This window comes from Scatolibacter rhodanostii (assembly GCF_900197595.1).
Taxonomy (GTDB): domain Bacteria; phylum Bacillota; class Clostridia; order Oscillospirales; family Acutalibacteraceae; genus Scatolibacter; species Scatolibacter rhodanostii.
In genome coordinates, this window is the sequence record NZ_FZLO01000001.1 from 804,232 (window position 1) to 825,350 (window position 21,119).

At 39.2% G+C, this 21,119-nt stretch carries 21 protein-coding genes; 8 read left to right on the forward strand and 13 right to left on the reverse strand.

What is annotated here, in order from left to right:
• Positions 1–19: 19 nt before the first annotated feature.
• Positions 20–880: an AraC family transcriptional regulator gene (locus tag CS931_RS03610; protein WP_099204380.1), complete on the reverse strand. Its 861-nt coding sequence runs from the start codon at positions 878–880 to the stop codon at positions 20–22.
• A 222-nt stretch (positions 881–1,102) separates the two neighbouring features.
• On the opposite strand from CS931_RS03610, the gene CS931_RS03615 reads away from it, so the two are divergent.
• On the forward strand, positions 1,103–2,572 hold the full coding sequence (locus CS931_RS03615) for an alpha-glucosidase/alpha-galactosidase (RefSeq protein WP_099204381.1): 1,470 nt from the start codon (positions 1,103–1,105) through the stop codon (positions 2,570–2,572).
• A 146-nt stretch (positions 2,573–2,718) separates the two neighbouring features.
• On the opposite strand, the gene CS931_RS03620 is transcribed toward CS931_RS03615, so the two are convergent.
• Genes CS931_RS03620 through CS931_RS03640 form a run of 5 tightly spaced genes read right to left on the reverse strand, consistent with a single transcriptional unit; the run spans position 2,719 to position 6,032 of the window.
• Positions 2,719–3,255 (reverse strand): 2-oxoacid:ferredoxin oxidoreductase subunit gamma family protein, encoded by a 537-nt coding sequence (locus CS931_RS03620; RefSeq protein WP_099204382.1) that lies wholly within the window; start codon positions 3,253–3,255, stop codon positions 2,719–2,721.
• Positions 3,252–3,998 carry a thiamine pyrophosphate-dependent enzyme gene (locus CS931_RS03625; protein WP_099204383.1) on the reverse strand — a complete coding sequence of 249 codons (747 nt, stop codon included), beginning with the start codon at positions 3,996–3,998 and terminating at the stop codon, positions 3,252–3,254. The genes CS931_RS03620 and CS931_RS03625 overlap by 4 nt, the downstream gene beginning before the upstream one ends.
• Before the next feature lie 51 nt (positions 3,999–4,049).
• Positions 4,050–5,108, reverse strand: a complete 1,059-nt coding sequence (locus CS931_RS03630) for a 3-methyl-2-oxobutanoate dehydrogenase subunit VorB (RefSeq protein WP_242964890.1) — start codon at positions 5,106–5,108, stop codon at positions 4,050–4,052.
• Positions 5,105–5,344 (reverse strand): 4Fe-4S dicluster domain-containing protein, encoded by a 240-nt coding sequence (locus tag CS931_RS03635; protein WP_099204384.1) that lies wholly within the window; start codon positions 5,342–5,344, stop codon positions 5,105–5,107. The genes CS931_RS03630 and CS931_RS03635 overlap by 4 nt, the downstream gene beginning before the upstream one ends.
• Before the next feature lie 13 nt (positions 5,345–5,357).
• On the reverse strand, positions 5,358–6,032 hold the full coding sequence (locus CS931_RS03640) for a nucleotide-binding protein (RefSeq protein WP_099204385.1): 675 nt from the start codon (positions 6,030–6,032) through the stop codon (positions 5,358–5,360).
• A gap of 563 nt (positions 6,033–6,595) precedes the next feature.
• On the opposite strand from CS931_RS03640, the gene spoIVB reads away from it, so the two are divergent.
• Positions 6,596–7,747, forward strand: a complete 1,152-nt coding sequence (gene spoIVB, locus CS931_RS03645; RefSeq protein WP_099204386.1) for a SpoIVB peptidase — start codon at positions 6,596–6,598, stop codon at positions 7,745–7,747.
• 147 nt (positions 7,748–7,894) lie between these two features.
• Complete coding sequence (spo0A, locus tag CS931_RS03650; RefSeq protein WP_099204387.1) at positions 7,895–8,659, forward strand: sporulation transcription factor Spo0A; 765 nt, start codon at positions 7,895–7,897, stop codon at positions 8,657–8,659.
• Between the two features lie 189 nt (positions 8,660–8,848).
• On the opposite strand, the gene CS931_RS03655 is transcribed toward spo0A, so the two are convergent.
• The 4 genes from CS931_RS03655 to trmB all read right to left on the reverse strand — a co-directional run bounded on the left by CS931_RS03655 (position 8,849) and on the right by trmB (position 14,621).
• Entirely contained in the window at positions 8,849–10,618 is a 1,770-nt protein-coding gene (locus CS931_RS03655; protein WP_099204388.1) for an ABC transporter ATP-binding protein, read from the reverse strand.
• Positions 10,619–10,633: 15 nt separating this feature from the next.
• Positions 10,634–12,400, reverse strand: coding sequence for an ABC transporter ATP-binding protein (locus CS931_RS03660; protein ID WP_099204389.1), 1,767 nt, complete (start codon positions 12,398–12,400; stop codon positions 10,634–10,636).
• A 404-nt stretch (positions 12,401–12,804) separates the two neighbouring features.
• Complete coding sequence (locus CS931_RS03665; protein WP_099204390.1) at positions 12,805–13,956, reverse strand: polysaccharide deacetylase family protein; 1,152 nt, start codon at positions 13,954–13,956, stop codon at positions 12,805–12,807.
• Between the two features lie 8 nt (positions 13,957–13,964).
• Entirely contained in the window at positions 13,965–14,621 is a 657-nt protein-coding gene (gene trmB / locus CS931_RS03670) for a tRNA (guanosine(46)-N7)-methyltransferase TrmB (RefSeq protein WP_099204391.1), read from the reverse strand.
• A 134-nt stretch (positions 14,622–14,755) separates the two neighbouring features.
• Between trmB and CS931_RS03675 the strand changes: the two genes are divergently transcribed.
• The 4 genes from CS931_RS03675 to CS931_RS03690 all read left to right on the forward strand — a co-directional run bounded on the left by CS931_RS03675 (position 14,756) and on the right by CS931_RS03690 (position 18,052).
• Positions 14,756–15,610 (forward strand): patatin-like phospholipase family protein, encoded by an 855-nt coding sequence (locus CS931_RS03675; RefSeq protein WP_159459730.1) that lies wholly within the window; start codon positions 14,756–14,758, stop codon positions 15,608–15,610.
• Positions 15,611–15,757: 147 nt separating this feature from the next.
• A complete protein-coding gene (locus tag CS931_RS03680) occupies positions 15,758–16,777 on the forward strand; it encodes a rod shape-determining protein (RefSeq protein WP_099204393.1) in 1,020 nt (339 codons plus the stop codon).
• Positions 16,778–16,808: 31 nt separating this feature from the next.
• Positions 16,809–17,279, forward strand: a complete 471-nt coding sequence (locus CS931_RS03685; RefSeq protein ID WP_099204394.1) for a pyridoxamine 5'-phosphate oxidase family protein — start codon at positions 16,809–16,811, stop codon at positions 17,277–17,279.
• A gap of 209 nt (positions 17,280–17,488) precedes the next feature.
• The gene (locus CS931_RS03690; RefSeq protein ID WP_159459731.1) at positions 17,489–18,052 is read left to right on the forward strand and encodes an HD domain-containing protein; all 564 of its coding nucleotides are present in this window, start codon (positions 17,489–17,491) and stop codon (positions 18,050–18,052) included.
• A 54-nt stretch (positions 18,053–18,106) separates the two neighbouring features.
• Here CS931_RS03690 and CS931_RS03695 read toward each other — a convergent pair whose 3' ends face one another.
• Positions 18,107–18,754 (reverse strand): gamma-glutamyl-gamma-aminobutyrate hydrolase family protein, encoded by a 648-nt coding sequence (locus tag CS931_RS03695; protein ID WP_099204396.1) that lies wholly within the window; start codon positions 18,752–18,754, stop codon positions 18,107–18,109.
• A 317-nt stretch (positions 18,755–19,071) separates the two neighbouring features.
• Here CS931_RS03695 and CS931_RS03700 point away from each other — a divergent pair, with 317 nt between their 5' ends.
• Positions 19,072–19,911, forward strand: coding sequence for a M15 family metallopeptidase (locus CS931_RS03700; RefSeq protein ID WP_159459732.1), 840 nt, complete (start codon positions 19,072–19,074; stop codon positions 19,909–19,911).
• A 79-nt stretch (positions 19,912–19,990) separates the two neighbouring features.
• On the opposite strand, the gene CS931_RS03705 is transcribed toward CS931_RS03700, so the two are convergent.
• Both CS931_RS03705 and CS931_RS03710 read right to left on the reverse strand, forming a co-directional pair.
• Positions 19,991–20,353: a VOC family protein gene (locus CS931_RS03705; RefSeq protein ID WP_099204398.1), complete on the reverse strand. Its 363-nt coding sequence runs from the start codon at positions 20,351–20,353 to the stop codon at positions 19,991–19,993.
• A 182-nt stretch (positions 20,354–20,535) separates the two neighbouring features.
• Positions 20,536–21,117 carry an AAA family ATPase gene (locus CS931_RS03710; protein WP_099204399.1) on the reverse strand — a complete coding sequence of 194 codons (582 nt, stop codon included), beginning with the start codon at positions 21,115–21,117 and terminating at the stop codon, positions 20,536–20,538.
• Positions 21,118–21,119: the final 2 nt, after the last annotated feature.

Below are 21,119 nucleotides of genomic sequence, written 5' to 3' on the forward strand. Positions count from 1 at the left end.
CATTCTCCTTCTCAACAAATCATTCGTATATGACACGAAAAGTTTCTGTATCGGCAGGGTATATTCTATCCTGCTTTTTTCTATATTGCCCAGGACTAATTCCCAGCTTACCGGAGAAAGCATAACCAAACTGTTGTCGGCTGTTATAGCCACAAGCAAAAGCAATTTCTGTAATCGTCTGTTTTGTGTTTTGCAGCAGGAAACATGCTTTTTCTAATCGCAGAGCATGCACTGCATCTATAATACTATGCCCCGTATGTTGCGTAAATAGGACGTGCAGATAAGCACTGCTAAGCCCGACAGCTTCTGCTACCTCTTGCACCCGAATATCCTCTTCAAAATGCGCTTGTAAGTATTCTTTCGCTAGGCGAATATAACGTATGCCTGTTGGCGCATTTTCACGACACTTGGAAAGAATGATTAAGAGTCTATAAAAAAGTAGTTCTGACAAGAATGACATACCACCAGACTCTAGTTCCTTAATCAACTCATTTAAAGCCGTGCTGGCATGTGCAGTATCGTGCAGCAAAACATAAGGGCGTTTCTCTGTTAAAAAATCTTGAAAATCAGGACTTTTCTCCATGAGTAAGCGTAAGTCCATACCTGACCTATAAGGAAGACAAGCAAATTCTAAGTTTAAAAGCTGGCACCCACTCCCCTCAACCAACAATCTGTGAGGAATGTCTTGATCAATAAAAATCAATTGCTTCTCTCGAAGAAGAATTTCATCTTTACCTAAGAATATCTTGCAACTTCCTCTGATAACACACATAATTTCACAGCGCGCATGCACGTGTACTTCCATATCAAAATGCTGCCATTGTAATGCATAGTACGCTTCAATTTGTGCATATCGATTGGAAAGGGAATAAATACTCATAATGATTTGTTACCTCATTAATATAATAAGATTTTAACCTTTTGATTTTATAATCCTACAGTTTCTATTTTAAAATATACTCTATCAGCAGTATACTTTAAAATAAAAAACAATACAAGAATTTCTTGCATTTTACAAGTTTGCGCTGCAATTTATTCCGCTTGTTTCTTTTGTTTGAGCTATACTAAATTAAAAATCTTGCTGAGTGGAGGAAAAATTGAAATGAGTTTTAAACTTGCCATTATTGGTGCAGGAAGTTTGGTTTTTGCCAGAACTTTATTCACCGACATTATGTCCGTGCCGGAATTCAGAAATATTGAAATTGCTTTTACAGATATTAATCAAGACAATCTAGACAAAGTCACTCATCTTTGTCAACGTGATTTAGAGGCAAATGGTATCAAAACCAAAATTCAGTCTACACTAGATCGCCGAGAAGCCTTTAAAGATGCCAAATACATCATCAACTGTGTGCGAATTGGTGTGTTAGAGGGTTTTGAGACAGATGTTGAAATTCCCCTAAAATATGGCGTTGATCAGTGTGTTGGTGATACCCTCTGCACTGGTGGAATTATGTATGGACAGCGTACCATTTGGGAGCTTCTAAATTTCTGCAAAGACATTCGAGAAGTGGCTGCACCGAATGCTATTCTTTTGAACTATTCTAACCCCAATGCGATGGTTACTTGGGCTTGTAACAAATACGGCGGTGTTCCTACCATTGGGCTATGTCATGGTGAAATTCACGGCGAACATCAAATTGCCGAAGTATTAAAAATTCCCCACGAAGAGCTTGATTTTATCTGTGCCGGCATCAATCATCAAACGTGGTATATCTCTGTTAAGCACCATGGCGCAGAAATGCTAGAAAGAATTCGTAATGAATTTGATAGCGTAGAACGATTCCAAAAAGAAGAAAAGGTTCGTATCGATATCTTAAAACGTTTTGGCTATTATTCCACAGAATCTAACGGGCATTTATCCGAATATGTTTCATGGTATCGCAAACGCCCGCAAGATATTGAAAAATGGATTGACACCTCCAGCTGGATTCATGGCGAAACTGGCGGATATCTCCGTGTAACAAGAGAAGAACGCGATTGGTTTTTGACGGATTATCCAAAAATTGCTGCTGAACCTCCTAAGAAATACGATGGTAGCTGTCGTGGAAAAGAGCACGGCTCTTATATTATGGAAGCTTTAGAAACAGGAAGAACCTACCGTGGACATTTTAACGTAATGAATAATGGTTGTATCACTAATTTGCCCGATGAATCTGTGGTAGAAGTACCTTGCTATGTAGACGGCAACGGGATTTCTGTGCCAAAAGTAGGCGACTTGCCCTTAGGTTGTGCTGCTGTCTGTTCACAATCTATTTGGGTGCAGAAGCTGGCTGTAGAAGCCGCTGTTGCCGGTGATGTACAGCTATTAAAGCAAGCTGCTTTAATGGATCCGCTAACAGGTGCCGTATGCGATCCACCTGAAATTTGGCAAATGATTGACGAAATGCTGATTGCACAGGAAGAATGGTTGCCACAGTATAAAGAGGCGATTGCACAGGCAAAAGAAAACTTCGCAAAAGGAAATCTGATTCCGACGAAAGAAGATTATCGTGGTGCCGTGCGCATCCGCCAAAAAACGGTGGAAGAAGTGGCCCAAGAGCACGAAAAGCGCAACATTACCGCACAATAATAACCTAAAAAACAAAAATAAAAACAGAGAGAACTTTGAGATGAGTTCCCTCTGTTTTTGTATTTAGTACAATGCAACGCCAAAGCAAGTATCTTATTGCACTTTAACTTTTATTTAGGTATTCGTTAAGAGATTCTGCTACCTATTTATGCAAAGCAAGCGCCTAATCGAGCGGCTTGTTTGTTCATATCCAGCATTTTTTCTTTGCTCTTTGGTACACAATATTCAATGGCTTTATCGAGCATTTCCATAGAAGCAAATTTCATCTCATGAAAGAGTTTGCCGACTAGCACGATATTGGCAAGTCCTGATATGTTGTTTTTTTCTGCAATTTCAGAAGCCGGCACATAAAAAACATTGAGATCATCTCTCTCTACCTTTTTGTCAATGAGTGAGCTGTCTATGACTACTGTACCTCCGCTTTCTACATCGGCAATGAATTTATCAAAAGAAGGCAAATTCATGACAACAAAAACGTTGGGATTCGGCACATTCGGTGCGCCGATTTCTTCATCTGAAATACAAACGGTACAATTGGCTGTGCCTCCACGCATTTCAGGCCCATAAGAAGGTAGCCATGAAATCTCTTTATTCATTAAGAGGCCAACATAAGCCGCTACTTTTCCGGCAAATAAAATTCCTTGTCCGCCGAAACCGGCAAACAACACATTTAAATCTTTCATTTTTGCGCCTCCCAATCCTTGTATACACCAAGTGGGTAATAAGGCATCATATTCTCTTCCAACCATTTAAGGGATTCGACAGGCGAAAGTCCCCAGTTAGTCGGACAGGTGGAAAGCACTTCTACGATAGAGAAGCCTTTTTTATCGAGTTGATTTTGAAAAGCTTTTTTGATTGCTTTCTTTGTTAAACGAACATTTTTGACATCGTTCACATTTACGCGTTGAGCCAATGCTACACCATCAAGAGTGGCAAGCATTTCACAAATACGAATGGGATTGCCCGCTGTTTCTACATCACGCCCATAAGGTGTTGTCTGTGTAATTTGCCCTGGCAATGTTGTTGGTGCCATTTGACCGCCTGTCATGCCATAAATCGCATTATTAATAAAGATAACCGTGATATTTTCCCCTCTGGTTGCAGCATGAACTGTTTCAGCTGTACCAATTGCGGCAAGGTCACCGTCACCCTGATAGGTAAAGACTACGCTATCTGGTTTTGCTCGTTTCACTCCTGTTGCAACGGCTGGAGCACGGCCATGCGGTGCTTGAATCATATCACAGGCAAAATAATCATAACACATAACGGAACAGCCTACAGAAGCAATACCTACCGCTCTTCCTTCAATATTAAGCTCATCCATGACTTCTGCTACTAATCTATGCACAATACCATGAGTACAACCTGGACAATAATGCATGACTGCATCGGTCAGTGCTTTAGGTTTTTGAAATACAACTGCCATAATATTTTCCTTTAGAGATTTCAAAAAATCTCTAGCCTTTTGGCTCCTTTCTTACTTTGATTTTGAAGCTAATTCTTCAATCTTTTTCAATACCTCTATCGGCGACGGAATCATTCCTCCTGTGCGCCCTAAAAAATGAACCGGTGTGCGGCATTCTACTGCCAAACGGACATCATCTACCATTTGCCCCATGTTCATTTCAACCACCAAGATGTCTTTTACCTTCTGCCCATTGCTTCGCACAGCATCCACAGGAAAAGGCCACAAACTGATTGGTCTCACAAGCCCAACTTTGATTCCTTTCTCTCGTGCCTGCATGATAGCACCTCTGGCTACTCTGGCTGAAGCGCCATACGCTACAATCATCATCTCGGCATCTTCCATTTTATATTCTTCTGCCATCTGTTCAGTTTCTTGAATTTTTTGGTAACGCGCATAGCGCTCAAGCACCAAATCTTCGAGCTTATTGGGCGTTAAATAAAGTGAATTAATCACATTATGTTCTCTTTTATTGTCGTGTCCGCAAGCTGCCCACGGTTTACTGCTTGCTTCAGCAGTCTTTTCCTCCGGCAGTGTGACCGGTTCCATCATTTGGCCAAGCATACCATCTGCTAAAATCATAGCCGGCACACGATATTTTTCTGCGGTATCAAAAGCGTGCCCGACCATATCCATCATCTCTTGCACCGTGGACGGTGCATAGACCAAAATTTGAAAATCACCGTGACCTGTTGCTTTGGTTGCTTGCCAATAATCAGACTGCGACGGTTGAATGCCGCCAAGTCCCGGTCCACCACGCTGTACATTCACGATAAGTGCAGGTAGATCTGAACCAGCCATATAAGAGATTCCCTCCGCTTTCAGGCTGATACCTGGTGAAGAGGATGAAGTCATTGCACGCACACCGGCAGCTGCTGCCCCCAGTACCATATTAATTGCTGCTATTTCTGATTCTGCTTGTAAGTATGTTCCGCCCACTTTCGGCATGGTTTTGGCCATGTAAGCTGAAATTTCTGTTTGAGGTGTAATTGGATAACCAAAAAAGTGACGACAGCCTGCACTGACAGCTGCATGAGCCAACGCTTCGTTGCCTTTCATCAAAACTTTCATTTTACCACCTGCTTTTCTGCTTTTTCGCGAGTTTCTTTTTCCACTGTAATGGCGACATCAGGACACATCATGGCGCAGGACGCACAGCCAATGCATTTTTCCGGCTGTACACAACGTGCTGGATGATACCCTTTTGCATTAATTTCTTCTGCTAGTTCGATAATCTTGACCGGACAGGCAAACACACACATTCCGCAGCCTTTGCAGATGTTTTCATCTACTGTAATTTTGCCCATTTTCTTCTCCTTTTTACGACGGTTCCTTTTCCCAAGGAAATAGGACATATCGTTTGATAATTTTAATTTTGTAATTCATATTTTCCTTATATTTAAAATCTGATCCTATTGCGAAATCAGGTATTGTCGAATATAATAACGGCAACCCACAACGTTTGGCTGTTTCTTCTGCAAATGCAAATGAGTCAAGCACGGTCTGCGCCGTTGTTTCCACTCCTAGATGAGAATTATTGATGATTGCTGTCGCTTTCAGTCCACACGAATTCTCAATTTCACGCAACAAAACAGCGGATTCTTCCGCTGTTTGTGATAACACGCGATATTGATTAATGACATAAATCATTTCTGGTTTTTTGTCTGCCAATTGTTTTCTCATGCTGCCAAGCGCTTTTATCCCAACATCATCACCGCCGACATCCACAAAGACTTCCTCTCCGGGTTTATCAAAAGCGGCATACATTTGCGGCGGCAAAGACGGTGTATCCAATGTTGTATTGGCAAAAACAGGCTCAATGGTGTGGACACCATGCTGCGCCATAAAATGGTTGTAGTCGGAAGTGCGAAAATAAGGGTTCACAATATCCATATCTAAAACCGTAACCGATTTACCCTGACTGGCAGCTTCTAGCGCCAAGTTAATTGTTAGATTTGTTTTTCCTGAGCCATAGTGCCCACAAATTATATACATAAGCAATCAAATGCCCTTCTTAAAATCAATCTCGAAATCTCTCTATATAAATGAATTACTTTTACTCAATCTAGAATTATGAAACACATTTATCATATCACAATTTGCCGGTTGATTCAACTGAAAAGGAAGATTCTATTCCGATATTTTTAAAAATATATCCTTTTTTACCCGTATAATTCAACTGTATTCACAATGGACAAGTAAGAAAGTTGTCCTTTTTTGTTTAAAATTTATTAATGAATTACCCTAAAAAAGTTCAAGAATTTACCATTCTGTATTCATAAATAGATGTTACAATACTGTCATCAAGTAAAAGAAAGGCGGCGATATTCTGATTTTGTTCTTATTGTGAAAATAATCTAATTTTTATAAATCACTGTCTTTATCCTAACAGAATGAAATTCGCAAAAGCGTGTTTTTTGGAATTCTATGGATAAAGCAGACCAAAAATTATCACCCTTGCAAAATGAATGCAAGGGTGTTTTTAATTGTAAAAATAAATCTCACGCTTTGTGGAAGAGTAATTAAGGGCAGAAAATTGATGTGATGGAGGTGAATATTTGAAAAAAACTAAAAAAAATAATTCTTCAATTTCTAAAGCAATTAAACTGTTTGCTGTTTCTATGGGCGTAACGGCTGTTACCATGCTCACAAGCTCAGGTTTTATTGATTATCAAACTTCTTATTCTATTAATGATGTAAAAGAAGCGTCTTTGTTTAATCAAGACAGCTATTCCGCCGCAGCGCAAGCAAATGCATCTGAAAATAGTATAGACGGCAAAACCTATGTTATACCGCTCGGCACATCATTTGGTATCAAGCTCTTTACAGACGGCGTTATTGTCACTTCTCTAACGGAGATTCAATCCGGTGAGAATTTAAACTGCCCCGCACAAGACGCCGGTATCAAATCAGGTGACTATATTCTTTCTGTTAACGGTGAATCTGTCGCTAACAATGCCGGTTTGGCTCAATTGATCGGGCAAAGCGAAGGCAATCCCATTCAATTAAAAGTCAGACGAGGTGAAGACGTTTTTGAAGCAACGGTAACTCCCGTTTTTTCAGAAGGCGCTTTTAAAACCGGCATGTGGATTCGCGACAGTGCAGCAGGAATTGGTACCCTGACTTTTTATAATCCAGACAGCGGTGTCTTCGCCGGACTCGGCCACGGTATTTGCGATATGGATACCAATGGTATTATGGAGCTCAGTCATGGAGAACCGGCAGCCATTGAACTTTCTGGTATTGTAAAAGGTGAAATTAATAAACCAGGACAGCTAAAAGGTTATTTTTCCTCTGACGAATCATTAGGAGAATTACTCTCGAATAATGAGACTGGTGTATATGGTACTTTCTTTGCTCCCCCTCAAGGTGAGCTTATGGAAGTTGCTGCAAAAGAAGAAGTAAAAACTGGTGACGTTGAAATTATTGCAAGTATTGACGGAAACGGTCCGAAAAGATATCAAGCCGTCATCAAAAAAATCCTATCATCCGAAAAAAGAACTAAAAACTTAGTTATTGAAGTAACTGACCCTGCTCTTTTATCGCTAACTGGTGGAATTGTACAAGGAATGAGTGGTTGTCCCATCATCCAAAACGGAAAAATTATTGGAGCTGTGACACATGTGTTCACAGAAGACCCAAAAACAGGATATGGTATATTTGCAGACACAATGGTCCAAGAAAGTGTCGTATTTAGTATGTCGAAGTAAATCGTATTTCAGAATCTCTCGGTTTTGAGCCATATTTCGTCGTTTTTCGCTAAGATAAATTACCCAAAAATTCGTCTAAAACTATTGCTATAATTTGGAGCATATGGTAAAATAAATTCACTTTGAAAAATAAATAGGAGGTCCGTTATGGAAAAAGAATTAAAGGTAATTATTTGTGCGGAAGACGGCGAATGGGGCCGAGATGACACAGCACGTTTGCTTCAGAAAGGCCTCACCCCTATCTTCGTCAAACGCGACGGCAAAATCCTCTTACAAAAAATCCGAGAAGTAAAACCGCATCTTGTTCTCATGGAACTGTTTATGCCAAATCTTGACGCAATCGGCGTGATTCAATCGGCAGCAACAGAATCCGACATCAAAAAACCGCTCTACATTGTGACCTCGTCCTACACCACTCCTATGCTGGAACGCGAAATTCTCAACTCAGGCGCTTCTCTCTTCTTGCTATCCCCCGTCGATAAAACCGAAATTGCTGAAAAAATGGTTTCTATTTATGGGACAAAGGGTAAGCATTTTGAAAATGAGCCGTCTGCTCCTGGCCTGCGTATGCGTGTAACAGAAATTCTCCATCAAATTGGTGTACCTGCTCATATCAAAGGCTATCATTATTTGAGAGATTCTATTATCATGGCTGTAGAAGATCCAGAAATCATCAATGCTGTCACTAAACAATTATATCCAAACGTGGCAAAACAATACGCTACGACTAGCTCACGTGTCGAACGAGCCATTCGCCATGCTATTGAAGTTGCTTGGGATCGCGGCGACGTAGATGTTTTGAACTCCTATTTTGGGTACACCATCCACAACACACGCGGAAAGCCTACAAACAGTGAATTTATCGCCATGATTTCAGATAAACTCTGTTTGCAGATTGCTAATGTTTCTTGAGTACAATTTATCAAATTTAAAGGCTAAAATTTGTCGAAATCTAGGCAAACATATTGTTTTTACAAAGCTTTGATCATATCTACTATTATTTTACAATTTTATATGATTAATCACTACATATTGTACAATAATAACAAATGAGCTCGAATCACCACCAGTGGGAGATTCGAGCTCATTCATTTTTTGTTCTTATTCTTCAAGCTGTGACGTGTATAACTGCCAATATAAGCCTTGTTTAGCCAGCAGCTCATCATGGCTGCCAATTTCCGCAATCCCTTTATTGGCAATATACAATATTTTATCTGAATTCTTAATGGTTGACAGTCTGTGGGCAATAATAAAAGAAGTTCGTCCTTTTAATAAAGCTTGAATACCTGCTTGCAGTTGCCTCTCTGTCTTGGCATCTATAGACGATGTCGCTTCATCTAAAATCAAAATAGATGGATCAGAAAGAAGTGTTCTAGCCAAAGCAATTAACTGTTTTTGACCTTGTGACAGCCTAGAGCCTCTTTCGTTCACCTCGGTTTCATAACCTTTCTCCATTTCAACAATAAACTCATGAGCACAAACGGTTTTGGCTGCCTGCATAACTTGTTCATCAGTGGCGTCTAGCTTTCCATATCGAATGTTATCCATAATCGTACCGGAGAAGATAAAGCTGTCTTGCAGCATAATACCAACTTGTGAACGAAGCGAATGAAGCGTCACTTTGGCAATGTCATACTCATCTAACAGCAGCCTGCCTTCATTAATATTATAAAAGCGTGAGAGCAGATTCACTACGGTAGTTTTTCCTGCTCCTGTCGGGCCTACCAAAGCGATTGACTCGCCTTTCTTTACTTGCAGGTCAAAATGCTCTAAAATATTCATTTTGCCGTCATAAGAGAAGGTAACATCTTCAAAGGTAACTTGGCCCGTAATCGGCGGAAGTTCGATTGCATCTTTTTCGTCATCGACCTGAATTGGTTCATCTAAGAGTTCAAAAATTCTTTCTAAATAAGCCACAGCATTGATAAAAGTGTTATACAGATTGGATAGCTGTAAAATAGGCTGCCAAAAGCGCCATGCATAAGAAGCAATGGCAATTAGTGTACCAATTTGCATGGCCGGGCCTAACAGCATAAGACCAACAATATACATTGTGCCCACAACCCAAGTGGCAATGTTATCGACAAAGAACTGAATCAGCTTCGAGGTATATTGCGCTTTCATCCAGCTTTTGCGGTATTTCATGTTTAATTTATCAAAAATTTCTGCGTTTTCTTCTTCTCTTGTGAACACTTGTGTAATTTTCATACCTTCAAGACTTTCATGCAGATAGGCGTTCAGATTGGAACTCTTATTCGAAACATCTTGCCATGATTTTCTTTGCGCATTCTTGAGTAAAAATACGACAATCAAGAAAACCGGTACACCGGCAATTACGATAAAAGCCAATTGCACATTACAAATAAACATGAAAATGGCAATAATGATTAAGTTAAAAATTTCTAATACAAAATTGATAATGCCATTGGATAGAGCATCGGAAACGCCATTTACATAGTTAATAACACGTGTCAAAATTTTGCCGTGAGGGCGGTCATCATAAAACTGAAATGAAAGCTTTTGCAAATGAGAAAACAAATCCGTTCGAATATCATAGATAATGTCCTGCCCCACCACAATCATAATGCGTGAACGCCAAGTAGCCAACCAAACACTGACTGCAATAGAAACCAGCAGCGCAACCGCCAACAAAATCAATTGCTTAACGTCTTTTTCAGGTACTGCTACATTCAGTGCTCTTTGCACCATCAAAGGACCTAGCAGCCCTGTAATAGCCGATAGTAACGATAAAACCAAGGAAAGAATCATCTTTCCGCTATAGTTCTTTAAATAGACGCCTGCCCGCATTAAATGTTTTATATTAAATGGGGATTCGAGCCGTTCATCCACATCAAATCGGTTTCTTGCCATATGTATTTCCCCCTTTTAGCCAACTTGTTCTTCTTGAATTCCATTTTGCAGACAATATACTTCACGGTAATAACCGGGTCTTGCAATCAATTCTTCATGCGTGCCGATATCAACAATTTCACCTTCATTAAGTATGACAATTCTGTCTGCACGCTTAGTCGTTGAAATTCTCTGCGCCACAATTACTTTTGTACACTCAAAATCCAGAGAATCTAGCTGATTTTGAATATATTTCTCTGTTTCCATGTCAACGGCAGAGGTCGTGTCGTCTAAAATCAAAATAGAAGGACGTACGGCAAGTGCTCTGGCCAAAGCAATTCTCTGTTTTTGTCCGCCTGAAAGTCCTGTACCTCTCTCACCAATCAGCGTATCAAAGCCGTCAGAGAGCTTTTCAGCAAAATCGACAGCTGCCATTTTCGCAAACTCTTTCACCTTTTCTTCAGGTAACTTTGAATCACCATAAGCAATGTTGCCGTCCACTGTATCAGAAAAAAGAAAGACATCCTGCGTTGCAATGCCAATACATGACCGCAATTCTTTTAGGTTATATAAAGAAACTGATTCACCGTCTATTAAAACTTTCCCTTTGCCTACATCCATCATTCTGGGAATTAAATTGACCAAAGAAGTTTTTCCAGAGCCTGTCGGCCCCATAATGGCCACTGTTTCACCCTTATTAATTTTAAGATTAATATCTTTCAGTACCTCTTTTTTATCAATTTTGAGCGAGGCACCTCGAAATTCAATGTCACCCTTTATTTTTCCATCTTCCAACTTGAGCGCATCTTCTCGAGAAACAATGGTAGAACGAGCATAGAAAAGCTCGATGACTTTGTTGGCACTGGCAAAAAAGCGTTGCATATCGTTAATTAGCATGCCAATCATACGCATAGGGTTAGAAAGAGTCCAGCTAAGACCGTTAAAAAGCGTAAACTGGCCAATGGTAATGCGTCCTTGAATCAGAAAAAGACCGCCCACAAGCAACACCGCCACAGAAAGTGACTGAGAGAAACCTTCAATATAAGGTGAAAACTGCATCCACTTCATATTTGCTTTGATGTTGGCATCATGATAAGATTTATTTTTTTCGTCAAATTGCTTTTCTTCATATTCTTCACGGGCAAATGCTTTTACGACTCTGTTACCCGCTATATTTTCTTGCGCATTGGTATTGAGCTCTGAAAGCCGCTCTCTAATTTGAATAAACAGCGGATGTGCTGTTTTGGCAAAGCTTTTGGTCAGAAGAAAAATTATGGGTGTAATGACCAGCAGTGACAAGGCAAATTGCCAGTTAATCACTAAAAAGCAAACAGAAGCGGCGGTAAACATAAAAACGCAGTCCAACATCTGCGGCAAGACCCAGGCTGTGGCATGGCGTACCATATCCATATCACCAGTCAGTCTTGTCATTAAGTCACCGATTCTGTTGCGGGAATAGAACAACGAATCTTGCGCCTGCATATTGGCGTATATGTCTCTGCGCAGCTTATAAACCAATTTCTGTGAACAGGCCTCATAGGTAATAGTCGATAAATACTGAAAACTGGTTCGAAAGAAAGTAAAACCAATTAAAATTGAAACCAACATAATCAGCCGAGAACGAGCCTCTTCTGTGACAATACCGCTTTCTTGAATGGGATTAAACACGGTATCCATAATATTTGAGATAATGAGTGAGTTCCCAAGGCTTAATATCGCCAAGAGAATAGTCGAAAACAAGCCAAATACATAGCGTTTCCGACAACCTTCCAGATTCTTCCAAATCCATTTTACTTGAAACATTCTACACCTCCATGTGCTGTTTTGTTGTGGATGATTTTACAATTGGCAACTCCTCTTTCCCAATTGCTAAAAATCACCCTGGTTTAAAATCGTCTGTGCCCACTTTCTTCGACAAGAACAAAACAGGCTCTTTGCATTTAACTATTATAACGAAGATGAAAAATAATGAAAGGGTTTTTGCCAATTTTACCTTCGGCATTTTTAACAATCTTATTGATCAATTACTATAAACATTTATTACCGTTTTGGATTCCTAAAGGCTTCACCATTGGTTAGCTAAAACTTCGATAAAGAAAAGACAAAGAGAAAAAACCATTTGATTTACAAACAATTTTTTCTCTTTATCCTATATAGAACCTATCTTTTTCGTCGTTTTAATCTCTGAAATTATGCTATAAAACTCATCACTCTACCGTAGCAAATTGGAAAGGTTTAACGGTTTCATTAATTACGTCAAAACGGCAGCCTCTTTCTTTAAGCTGGCCGACAATCTGAGGTAAAACATCAATTACGCTATCTTTGCCGGGCATATTATGCATCAAAATCACATTCTTTGTTCTTTCAGAAGTTTCACGAAGAGTGCGCTCAACTTGCGCATCGGCTGCATAACCTTCGCTATCACCATTATGGGCGCTCCAATCGTGGTAGACAAAACCACGGCGATTCATTTCTTTTATTACATCATTGCGAATACCTGCATTGTACACCGCATTGCTCCCTCCAGGAAAGCGATAAATTCCGCTGCGTTTTCCGGTTGCTTCCACAATCACATCATCCATTTTTTTATAGTCTTGCAAGAAAGAATCTACAGAGCGATAAATATCTTTATAGGCATGTGTATAAGAATGAACAGCCACCTTATGTCCCCGTCTGTCAATCTCTTTAATACCATCTATCAAATCTTGTCCTTTGGCAAATTGAGCCGTTACAAAAAAAGTCGCTTTTACCTCTAAAGAATCCAAAACGTCCAAAAGTCTCGGCGTAGTTTTGCAAGGTCCGTCATCAAAGGTGAGATAGATCACCTTATCGTCTGGGTCATGTTCTATGTAATCTGTTTTCTGCACAGCCAAGTCAGGGTACAAATTCATATAGGCCGGTGAGCCCGACTCAGCGGGAGGCAGTACAACGTTATTTTCGTTTTGACTTGGCGGAGAATTCTCTGGTACATATACTGATGAACCCCCATTTTCGCCGTTTGGCACTGTACTTTCACTGTTTTCTGGAGATGAAGTCAGCGGTGCCGAGACCGCCGAAGATGTCTGTGTATCCTCTGGAATCACTGCATAATCTGATTCTGAAACGGCTGGATTAACCTCTCCTAAAGTCACATTAAGAAGACCTAATGATTTTGCAGAAAAAAGAGCAATTAAGACAACCGCTGCTGCCAAAGATATCTTGGCAACCCAGTTCATATGGGTTCGAGAAGATCCCTTCCCCATTCTTGACCGCCTGATTACTCCGTGTTTGCCTACTCTTGTACCTTGCGTTTCTTCTGCATTTTGCGTTACGTATAAAGGCGTAACTCTTTTCCTTCTCTTGATTTGGTGATTTCTCATATCCTCCCTCAAATCCCCACAAATTTAGCTCTTATGGCCTTTGTTTTAATTCCCTCTTTTGTAAACATGATTTCATGCTCTGTCAAATGATTTTCTATGTTAGTTTCTTGGTGCAAATCTTTGGTTTGAAAAAAGATAGAAAGTCCAGCTTCTTCAAAATAGCGCAAGGAAGCTAAATATAAATCATCGTTGTCTGTTTTAAACCAAATTTCAGCCCCCGGTGACAAAATTCTCTGATAGGCTTTTAATTGCTTTGTGTAGGTCAGCCTTTTTTTGTGATCTCCGGCTTTAGGCCAAGGGTTGCAGAAATTAATATATATTCTCTCTACTTTATCCGCCGGTGAAAGAACATCTTCCAGCTTTTCAATATTATAGGAAAAAAGAGAGATGTTTTCTACCTTTTTTTCTTCAAACTTTGCTTCTATATTTCTTCTGGCAACACCAAGAATATCGAAACTGATATCCACCCCTATATAATGCACGTCCGGATTTTCAAGTGCTATCTCTGCCAAAAACACGGCTTTCCCGCATCCTAAATCTAAATGAATCGGTTTTCCAGCTGCTATTTCAGTATTCCAAATGCTTTTGTTCTGCTGTGGATTTTGATAAAAATAGGAGCATGCTTCCAGCTCTGGTCTTGCCCAAGTTTTTCGTCTAATTCTCATAATGTATCCTTTTATTTTGATATTTTCATTATACCGAAGTCTCTTCGTCATTTCAAGGTGGCTTGCAAAGAAAAAATATATGTTGTAAAATATGAAATATGTTTTACAACAAAAAGAAGGGAAGTTACCAGCGAATGAAAAAAGCTTTAGTTTTAGAAGGCGGCTCTCTGCGGAGTATGTTTTCTGCCGGTGTCTTAGATGTTTTCTTGGAACAAGGAATTGACTTTAACGGTGCTTTCGGTACATCTGCCGGTTCCTTAACACTCATTAGTTTTATTGCCGGACAAGCTGGCAGAACCAAGCGAGTGAATCTCAACTTTGCACAAGAAAAAGACTATGTCGGCTATTACACCTTTCTTAAAAATCATAGTGTTTTCAATTTTAACTATATGTTCAAAGAAATTTCAGATATATTAATTCCGCTTGACCGAGAAAAATTCGAAAATTCTCCTTGCGATTTTACGGCCACTACCACCAGCTGCCAAACAGGAAAAACAGTTTATCACAACAAACACACTTCTTCTAACATTTATAAAGCCATTGAAGCGGGAAGCAGTATGCCAATTCTTTCTCCTATTATTAACATTGATGGTGAGCCTTATCTAGACGGCGGCATAACCGACGCTGCCCCCTATCAAAAAGCACTTGATGAAGGTTATGATAAAATTGTGCTTGTCCTCACACGTGAACACGGCTTCTTGAAATCGATGCCTTCGCCTATGCTTGCTCGTCTATACGCCAAGCACTATTCACAATATCCGCAGTTTTTTCATGCTCTTATGAATACATCGAGAATGTATGAACGACAAATGCGTGAAATAGACCGACTAGAATATGAAAAACGTATTTTTGTAATTAGACCTGAAAAACCTGTTAATGTTTCACGAATGGAGCGAGACACAACAAAACTGCTGCATTTGTATGAGGAAGGACGACAAAACGCTGAAAAAAATCTTGAGAATTTAGCTCAATATTTCGCAAATAAATGAATCTTGTTTTTCTTTTCTATTTTGGCAACTAGATATTTGATTTTTGTTGAAATTCATCGGATTCTATACTATAATGGTAGATAGTTTGTAAATTGGAATCACATCAAATATGCCCTGAAAGACAACTTTTGGAGAGTGGAACACAAAATGGTAGGAACTGATTTGGCTATTGACTTAGGCACATCGATGTTTAAAATATTTCTTGACGGCAAAGGGATTGTTCTGCGTGAGCCTTCCATTATTGCTGTTGACAAAACAAATGAAGAAGTTCTTGCTGTTGGCCGAGATGCCTATGAAATGTTTGGCAGAACTTCTCGCCGTATTTCCGTCATTTATCCTCTGAAAAATGGCGTTATCTCTGATTTTTCTTTAGCAGAGCATATGATTAAAACCTATATCAAGCGTATTAGCATGAATAAGATGTTTTTACCGCGCGCTGTTGTCAGTGTCCCCTGCGGAATTACTGAGGTAGAGAAGCGCGCTGTGGTTGATGCCATCGTATCAGGCGGAATCCGCAAAGTATGTATTATTGAAGAACCTGTTGCCGCTGCAATTGGCGCTGGGGTTGATATTTCTGAACCACACGGCTCGATGGTTGTTGATGTTGGTTCTGGTACAACAGATATGGCGGTCATCTCTCTTAACGGTATTGCTGTCTCTAACTCTATTCATATCGGCGGTGTGCATTTTAACGAAGCAATTGTTCGCTATGTCCGCAAGAAATTTAATTTAGCTATCGGCGATCAAACCGCTGAAGCCTGCAAAAGAGCAATTGGCTGTGCTTATCCGCATAAAAAATTGCTTACCCATACACTAAAAGGGCGCAACACTTTGAGTGGTTTGCCAGAAACAACCGTCATTAATTCAGATGAAATGATGGAAGCTTTGATTGAGCCCGCCATCCAAATTGTAAAAACTGTACAAAGTACGTTGGAGGTAACCCCTCCTGAACTGCTTTCTGATATTTTTACTGATGGCATTTATTTAACCGGCGGCTCTGCCAATTTATTTGGACTTTCTACGCTCATCTCAAAAAAGACGAAGGTTCCGGTCATTAATTTTGAAAAGCCGGAAGATTGCGTTGTTTTAGGCGCCGGAAAAGCAATTAAATTTATTGATAAAATGGACGGAACCAACAAAACAAATCCTTTGGTTTCCTACACATAGCCATCATTATTTTTGTTATGGGAGAATATTTATGCGTAGAAGAGATCGTCAAGTCGTCGATTTAGCTGAAATTCAAAAAATTGTTGAGCGCATGAAAGTTTGTCGTTTGGCTTTTCTTTCGGATGAAGCACCTTATATTGTTCCCTTGAATTTTGGTTGTGAATGGCAAGATGACAACTTAACCTTGTATTTTCATGGTGCCGAAAAAGGATTAAAAATGGATTTATTGGCAAAAAATCCTTCTGTCGGCTTTGAAATGGATGGTGGTCATGAAATAACCTTGACCGATGAAGATAATGCCTGCACCTATAGTTATCGCTTTGAGAGTGTAATTGGCAGTGGAACTGCGCGAATTCTCCAAACTGACGAGGAAAAACGTCATGGGTTGCTGAAACTAATGGAACAGCAAACCGGTCGAACTGATTTTGAATTTCCTCATCTTAGCGGTGTTGCCGTATTTGCTGTTTCTGTTAAAAATTTTACGGCAAAGCGTCATTTATAATTAACATTTATAGAAAAACTTGTATTTGCATTTGACTATGCTCATAAGGTATAATAGGACTCAACTTAAGTTGAATGTATTGCAGAAATGTATTGTCGACATAAAATACCCCCTGGCACAAATGTCTACGTCCATTTTAAAGCAGTTTTATGACTTATCTAGAAATTAACTGTTTGAAAACTTTTATCCTTATAGAAAGTTGGGATTATTTGAAATTTCATTCTTTAAAAAAATTTTTTGAGTCGAAAAATACAGATTCCGTTTTTATTTGGTATAGAGAGCATTATTCTGATCTCTACGCACAATGCGGTATTGTCAATATGCAAGGATTTACTCAACACGGAAAAACTTCTTGTTTGCTGCACTGTGCAGCTGTTTCTTATTATAGCTATCGATTGGCTCTTAACTTACGTTTACGCTTGAATTATCGAGATTTAATCAGAGGCGGTCTTTTGCACGACTATTTTCTTTACAATTGGCGTGAACCAAATACTCCTAAATGGCATGGCTTTTCTCATCCAAAAACTGCTCTTAAAAATGCTGAAGCAGAGCTGACGCTAACTGATGTTGAACGAGATGTCATCGTGAACCATATGTTCCCTTTAACATTAACGCCGCCCAAATATCGTGAAAGTGCATTAGTTTGCTTAATCGATAAAATCTGCTGTGTACATGAATTTTTTCATCGCAAAAACCCTTATCCTTTTTTAAATGATAACCTTGTAAAAGATACGACATCAGAACGTATTTTCACTCAAACTACAGAAATTTAATGAAAGCAGCCAAGGTAAAATAGAACTTACCTTGGCTGCTTTTTTGCATTCATACTAAATTTGCCTAATAAAATATTCCCATATCAAACGGCCATCCACTGTGTCGTTTCTTTTATGGCCAAACGACATTCGCTCGGGATGAAACTGCACAGCATATATTCTCTTCGTTTCATCTTGAAGAGCTTCACAAATACCGTCTTCGGCAAATGCTGTATAACTTAATCCATCCCCAGGTAACTGACAACCTTGGTGATGTGCACTGTTAACGGCAAATTCTTTCCCATATAATCCAGAAAGAAAACTCTCTTCTCTGCAAGTGATTTTGTGCACTTGATCTCCGCTTTTTTCTTGATAGGCATGTAAAACAGGACTTTTGATATCTTGCAGCAAATCACCTCCAAAAGCAACATTGATTACTTGCATTCCTCGGCAAACGCCAAAAATAGCACGCTCATTTTTGGTAAATTGCTGAATTAGCTCTAATTCATCTTTATCGCGTTTTTGGTCAATGTTAAAGCACGCCGTTTCTTTTTGCTGATAAAAAAATGGGGCCATGTCTCCTCCGCCCGCTAAGAGTAAGGCTTCACATGAATTTGCTTCCCTAATTTCTGTACTAAAACAAGCTACTGCCCCACACTGCTCAATTGCCAGCTTATAGTTTTTTAAGGTTTGGTCATTTCCATACACAAAAATCTTCTTCAATTCTACACTTCTCTCCCTTTCCTTATGATATTATAAAACCCAGCTTTAAAATATTATTTCTATGAAATCTTTTATAGCATATGCCGACCAAAAAAACAAAGATTTGAATAAAATCAAGATTACAGAATCATTCTATCTAAAATCATGAATTAACTTATGTTTATTTTTGCTTTTATTTGAATTTATGGTACAATAGAATATAAATACTAGGTTAGTAGTCGCCTTATACATAATATGATAGAATTCTCTACTCATACCAAATATGCATCGTAATTGTTTTTTAAATGCAAACTAAGTCTACGTTCGAGGAGTATCATATGCAAAAAAATTCACGTACGCGAAGGAGTTACCCTGCTAAAAACACTCAACAAACGCAAGGAATTCCCACAAAATATAGATTGCTTATTCTTTTGACACTTGCTGCTACTGTAGGTGTCACCATTTTTGCTGCAAAATCAGATTCAGTAAATCAAAAGGTCAACGGAATTTCAGTTCATCAGGCTAATTCTTCTGAGATTTCTGCCACCACTTACCGTCAAATTTCTCCTTCTGAAAACGCCACCCCTGTCGAAGAGCCATTGAATTCTCTTGTGCAATTAAATGACCCTCTCTTGGTTCTTGTCAACCATGACAATATTTTACCAGAGGATTATGAAGTGATTCCCCAATTGATTGATAACGTGACTGTTGATATAAAAATCTATCAGCCTATTAACGACCTGATTAATGCTGCTGGTGAAGAAGGATTAGTTCTTTGGATTGCTTCAGGATATCGAAGTGTAGCGGAGCAAACCTCTGTCTTAGAGCGAGCCGTCACGCAGCGAATGAGTGACGGTATGAATGATGATGAAGCCAGAGAAGACGCCTTCAAAACAATTTCTGTTCCTGGCTACAGCGAGCACCATACCGGCTTAGCCATTGATTTTAACACTGTCAATCGTGAGTTTGCTGATACCGACGAATATCTTTGGCTGCAGCAGCATGCTGAAGACTATGGCTTTATTCAGCGATATTGTTCTGAAAAAGAAAGCATTACTAAGATTGATGAAGAAGTGTGGCACTATCGTTATGTTGGAATAGAGCATGCAAAAAAGATGAACGAACTTGATATGTGCCTTGAAGAATACCTTGCCTATCTAAATGACAACCTTGGTTAACCACCATCAAATCTATATTTATTACGCAAATAGACTGCACAGAAATCAGATTTCTGTGCAGTCTATTTTTCTCAAAAGCTTATTGAGGAAAAGAGCGAAGCTGTATGGACACCCCATCCGGATCATAGACATAAAAATAGTGAGATTGATCATCTGGGTTTTGAATTGGTGAAGGGTTAAGCCCTTTTTCTACGGCAAGTTGATGCATATCGTCCAGTTTATTTGTTTCAAAACAAATAAACATACCTTTGCCTTCAAAAGTTTGTCCCTGCGGTATGTAAAGAAGTTCTATTTCGGTCTCCCCTTCTCCATTTGTTAAAAATGCTATTTCTGCTTCTCCCGCCTTAAAACGGCGTGCAATTGTCAATTTAGTTATCGCTTTGTAGAATTGAATTGATTTTTCCAAGTCTTTCACGCGTAGAGTCAAATGTTTTATATGCATACCATATCCACCTTTTAGTATTTTATATTGTAATATCAAAATTCCAGTAGATGCCACAAATTCATCAAGCAAAATCAGATATTGGCCAGATTGATTTTGCTAATGTTAAGGTCATTGTAACATAACTGCTAGTACTCTTCAAGTGAGATTCGAATTCTACCTAAATCGTCGTATGTTCGCCTTCAAAGACAATTGAGGTTATCTATCATTTTTTCTAGATTCTGTTTTATGGATAAGGTTCCATCTATTATAACAACCGGACAGTCAAATTTTGCTGCACATTCTTCAACTGCTTTTGAATCGCGATTTTCAACTATTTTTCTGAATTCCATTTGCTGTGCAAACATATCGCCGCCCTCAAGAACTCTCGACCCAAATCTTTTTTCTTCCCGCTCTTGAATTCTTCTCAATCTTTCTTCAAGTGGTGTTTGAACCCAAAAAGCAATATTAATATGAGCAAGAATCTCGTCATTCCAATTCATGGTGACCCCAGAAATAATAAATTCAGGATGAGCCTTTATGCTCTCCAAAATTGTATTTTCTACTATGTCCTTTGTTTTAGGATTAGAAAAAGGCAGTTCTCCCAAATGTTGTGTATGAATTATACTGCTATTTTCTAAAGCCCATTTTCTTGATTCTTTTTGCTCAGGGAAATAATAATCTTCCACGTCCATCTCATAGTATCCTATTTGTTTGGCCAATGCATGCGCAAGAGTTGACTTTCCTCCCCCATTTAGTCCAAAAACAGCAATTCCTCGAATCATAT

Coding starts and splice junctions, on each gene's coding strand:
- CS931_RS03610 (WP_099204380.1), bottom strand. CDS start 880: ATGAGTATTTATTCCCTTTCCAATCGATATGCACAAATTGAAGCGTAC.
- CS931_RS03615 (WP_099204381.1), top strand. CDS start 1,103: ATGAGTTTTAAACTTGCCATTATTGGTGCAGGAAGTTTGGTTTTTGCC.
- CS931_RS03620 (WP_099204382.1), bottom strand. CDS start 3,255: ATGAAAGATTTAAATGTGTTGTTTGCCGGTTTCGGCGGACAAGGAATT.
- CS931_RS03625 (WP_099204383.1), bottom strand. CDS start 3,998: ATGGCAGTTGTATTTCAAAAACCTAAAGCACTGACCGATGCAGTCATG.
- CS931_RS03630 (WP_242964890.1), bottom strand. CDS start 5,108: ATGAAAGTTTTGATGAAAGGCAACGAAGCGTTGGCTCATGCAGCTGTC.
- CS931_RS03635 (WP_099204384.1), bottom strand. CDS start 5,344: ATGGGCAAAATTACAGTAGATGAAAACATCTGCAAAGGCTGCGGAATG.
- CS931_RS03640 (WP_099204385.1), bottom strand. CDS start 6,032: ATGTATATAATTTGTGGGCACTATGGCTCAGGAAAAACAAATCTAACA.
- spo0A (WP_099204387.1), top strand. CDS start 7,895: ATGGAAAAAGAATTAAAGGTAATTATTTGTGCGGAAGACGGCGAATGG.
- CS931_RS03655 (WP_099204388.1), bottom strand. CDS start 10,618: ATGGCAAGAAACCGATTTGATGTGGATGAACGGCTCGAATCCCCATTT.
- CS931_RS03660 (WP_099204389.1), bottom strand. CDS start 12,400: ATGTTTCAAGTAAAATGGATTTGGAAGAATCTGGAAGGTTGTCGGAAA.
- CS931_RS03665 (WP_099204390.1), bottom strand. CDS start 13,956: ATGAGAAATCACCAAATCAAGAGAAGGAAAAGAGTTACGCCTTTATAC.
- trmB (WP_099204391.1), bottom strand. CDS start 14,621: ATGAGAATTAGACGAAAAACTTGGGCAAGACCAGAGCTGGAAGCATGC.
- CS931_RS03675 (WP_159459730.1), top strand. CDS start 14,756: ATGAAAAAAGCTTTAGTTTTAGAAGGCGGCTCTCTGCGGAGTATGTTT.
- CS931_RS03680 (WP_099204393.1), top strand. CDS start 15,758: ATGGTAGGAACTGATTTGGCTATTGACTTAGGCACATCGATGTTTAAA.
- CS931_RS03685 (WP_099204394.1), top strand. CDS start 16,809: ATGCGTAGAAGAGATCGTCAAGTCGTCGATTTAGCTGAAATTCAAAAA.
- CS931_RS03700 (WP_159459732.1), top strand. CDS start 19,072: ATGCAAAAAAATTCACGTACGCGAAGGAGTTACCCTGCTAAAAACACT.
- CS931_RS03705 (WP_099204398.1), bottom strand. CDS start 20,353: ATGCATATAAAACATTTGACTCTACGCGTGAAAGACTTGGAAAAATCA.
- CS931_RS03710 (WP_099204399.1), bottom strand. CDS start 21,117: ATGATTCGAGGAATTGCTGTTTTTGGACTAAATGGGGGAGGAAAGTCA.